General features: G+C 66.6%; 3 protein-coding genes. All 3 read right to left on the reverse strand.

The window, feature by feature from the left end; translation table 11 throughout:
* Positions 1–14: 14 nt before the first annotated feature.
* On the reverse strand, positions 15–653 hold the full coding sequence (locus tag U9980_RS10020; protein WP_322767670.1) for a Uma2 family endonuclease: 639 nt from the start codon (positions 651–653) through the stop codon (positions 15–17).
* Between the two features lie 36 nt (positions 654–689).
* On the reverse strand, positions 690–1,502 hold the full coding sequence (locus U9980_RS10025) for a phospholipid scramblase-related protein (protein ID WP_322767671.1): 813 nt from the start codon (positions 1,500–1,502) through the stop codon (positions 690–692).
* Between the two features lie 130 nt (positions 1,503–1,632).
* The gene (groL, locus tag U9980_RS10030) at positions 1,633–3,255 is read right to left on the reverse strand and encodes a chaperonin GroEL (RefSeq protein ID WP_322767672.1); all 1,623 of its coding nucleotides are present in this window, start codon (positions 3,253–3,255) and stop codon (positions 1,633–1,635) included.
* Positions 3,256–3,455 lie beyond the last annotated feature (200 nt).

A 3,455-nucleotide genomic window follows, 5' to 3' on the forward strand; every position in this document is an offset into this window, starting at 1 on the left:
TCCGGCGGGAGGCGTCACTCTGGATGCGGGGGGTCGATCAGGGTTGCCGGGATGATCGTGCAGGCGACCGGGCTGGTCACGCTGAGTTCCTGCTGCCCGGTCGCGGACCCGACCTGAACATAGGCTCCGTTGACGAGATCGTAGGCGTCGATAGCCGGGGTGTCGGGGTCGACCAGCCAGCAGCTGGGGACGCCGCGGTCGCGATAGACGTCGAACTTCAGGGTCCGGTCGTAGCGCCGGTTGCTGAGCTCGGCGACCTCCACGACCAGCAGGGGCAGGTCCGTGATGCGGCGGGGACGGTCGTCGTCGCCCGCCGCCGCGACGATGATGTCGGGAACGATCTCGCTTCGGGGCTCGATCCGAAGGCTCACCCCCCGGGTGTGGACGCGCATGTGCGCGGGGGTCACCTCGACGAGTAGCCGGACGAGACGCTTGGTCACCCTGGTCTCCAGCGGCGTCGGCCACGCACGGACCAGGCACATCCCGTCGATGAGGTCGAAGCGCGGATCCTCAAGGCCGAACTCGTCGAGGTCTGCGACGGTGAGCGGGGGGGTGGGCAGCACCATGGTGGGGCGGCGCGAGCGTGGCGCGGAACCAGGCTGGATCACGCCAGTAATGGTGCCGCTTCCAGCTGCGACTGTCGAAACCTTCACCCTCGGCGACCAGATTCTGTGGTCTGTGGCCCGCGCTCAGCCGAGGCCGCGGGAGTCCTGTTTGAGAGCGGTATCGATGGTCAGCGCGGAGGCGACCACCAGGCTGCGCAGGGGGTCGGCAAGGGGTCGGTGGATCTGCACGACATAGTTGTCGGCCGTGGTGAACAGCGTCCGGGCCAGTCCTTCCCAGGTCTTGGTCACCCGGGCAATCTCGGTGTCGGTATGGTCGACGATCGAGAAGTTCCACGCCCGCCAGTTCTCTGCTTTGATCATCCCGATGGGGGTGCCGGCGCTCTGCAGGGCAAAGCGGATCTTTCCGAAGACGTTCTGCTGGACGATTGTGCCGATCTCGAATCCGTCCGGCCGAGATACGATCACCCGCGACTTGAAGACCTTCGCCGGTCGGGTCAGGGTGAGATGGGGAACACCGGCACTGTCGCGGACCTCAAGGCGGTGGGTGAAGAACTGATCGAGTGAGCTGACCAACCGCACCGCTTTCTTGACGGTGCTCTGACCGACTTCCACGACCGATCCGATCTGGTTCCCGGACTGGTCGAACACGGCGTACTCGTTCGTCAGCTCGATGAGTTTGGTCTTCTGGTTGACCACGAGGACCGGTTCGGTGAAGAGCGTCCCCTGCCCACCGTGGACGGGTTCGAGGCCCGCGTTTCCCTGCACCTGGCGCTGGATCCGGTCCGGCGTGTAGTTGGTCTGCACGGGTACGCCGCCGGGTGCCCCGGGTTGGGTATTACTTACCTGGTCGGTCCACCGGCTGCCGTCCCAGTAACGGAAGGGGTGCTTGCCAGAAGGGTCGGCATACCAGCCCGCCGGCGGCATGGTCTGAGTCATGCTGTGCACACTCCCACTCGTCCTGCCATGGCAAAGGGACGGCCCCGAAACGGGACCGCCCCTTGTGTTCTACCACCGACCGGTTTGCCACCGGCTGGCTTACGACCAGTTCAGACTGCGAACCGTGGACTCAGAAGTCCATGTCCCCGCCGCCGCCGGGAACCGCCGGGGCCGGGTTCTTCTCCGGCTTGTCGGCGATGACGACTTCGGTGGTGAGGAACAGCCCGGCGATCGACGCGGCGTTCTGCAGCGCCGAGCGGGTGACCTTGGCCGGGTCGATGATGCCGGTGGCGATCAGGTCGACGTACTCGCCGGTGGCCGCGTTCAGGCCGTGGCCGGCGGGCAGGTGACGGACCTTGTCGACCACGACGCCGCCTTCGAGACCGCTGTTATAGGCGATCTGCTTGATCGGCGCCTCGAGGGCCAGCCGGACGATGTTCGCCCCGGTGGCCTCGTCCCCGGCGAGGTCGAGCTTCTCGAACGCCGTGACCGACGCCTGGAGCAGCGCGACGCCACCGCCGGCGACGATGCCCTCCTCGACCGCAGCCTTCGCGTTCGAGACGGCGTCCTCGATGCGGTGCTTCTTCTCCTTGAGCTCGACCTCGGTCGCGGCACCGACCTTGATCACTGCGACGCCACCGGCGAGCTTGGCCAGCCGCTCCTGCAGCTTCTCGCGGTCGTAGTCGGAGTCCGACTTCTCGATCTCGGCGCGGATCTGGCTGACCCGACCGGCGATCTGGTCGGGGTCACCGGCGCCTTCGACGATGGTGGTCTCGTCCTTGGTGACGACGAACTTGCGGGCCTTGCCGAGCAGGTCGATCGTGGTGCTCTCCAGCTTGAGGCCGACGTCCTCGGAGATGACCTGGCCACCGGTGAGGATGGCGATGTCGCCGAGCAGGGCCTTGCGACGGTCACCGAAGCCGGGGGCCTTCACCGCGACGCTCTTGAAGGTACCGCGGATCTTGTTGACGACCAGGGTGGCCAGGGCCTCGCCCTCGACGTCCTCGGAGATGATCGCCAGCGGCTTGCCGGCCTGCATGACCTTCTCCAGCAGCGGGAGCAGGTCCTTGACGGCGGCGATCTTGCTGTTGACGATGAGCACGTACGGGTCGTCGAGGACGGCTTCCTGGCGGTCGGCGTCGGTGACGAAGTACGGCGAGATGTAGCCCTTGTCGAAGCGCATGCCCTCGGTGAGCTCGAGCTCGAGGCCGAAGGTGTTGCTCTCCTCGACGGTGACGACGCCTTCCTTGCCGACCTTGTCCAGCGCCTCGGCGATCAGCGCGCCGATCGCGGGGTCGCCCGCGGAGATGGACGCGGTGGACGCGATCTGCTCCTTGGTCTCGACCTCCTTGGCCTGCTTGGAGAGCTCCTCCGAGACGCGTTCGACCGCGATCTCGATGCCCTTCTTCAGACCCAGCGGGTTCGCGCCGGCCGCCACGTTGCGCAGACCCTCACGGACCAGCGCCTGGGCGAGAATCGTCGCGGTGGTGGTGCCGTCACCCGCGACGTCGTTCGTCTTCTTCGCGACTTCCTTGACGAGCTCCGCACCGATCTTCTCGTACGGATCCTCGAGCTCGATCTCCTTGGCGATGCTCACACCGTCGTTGGTGATCGTGGGGACGCCCCACTTCTTCTCCAGAACGACGTTGCGGCCCTTCGGACCGAGCGTGACCTTTACGGCGTCGGCCAGCTGGTTCATGCCGCGCTCCAGGCCGCGCCGTGCCTCCTCATCGAAGGCAATGATCTTCGGCATGGTGTCGGGGTCCTCCCAGGGGAATGGCTGTTCAATGGCCTGGCCAAGACGACGCCCGCGACGGACGGCCAGATGGCCTCGCCGCTCAGCCCTGGCACTCGAAGCTCGTGAGTGCCAGGTCCTGTTTAGCACTCGAGGTGGGTGAGTGCAAGCTCGCGCCCTGTCGTGGCGTGCCGTCGCGGGGCCGCGAGCGGGGTCTC

This window comes from Protofrankia sp. Cr1, assembly GCF_963555865.1.
In the GTDB taxonomy this organism is placed as follows: domain Bacteria; phylum Actinomycetota; class Actinomycetes; order Frankiales; family Frankiaceae; genus Protofrankia.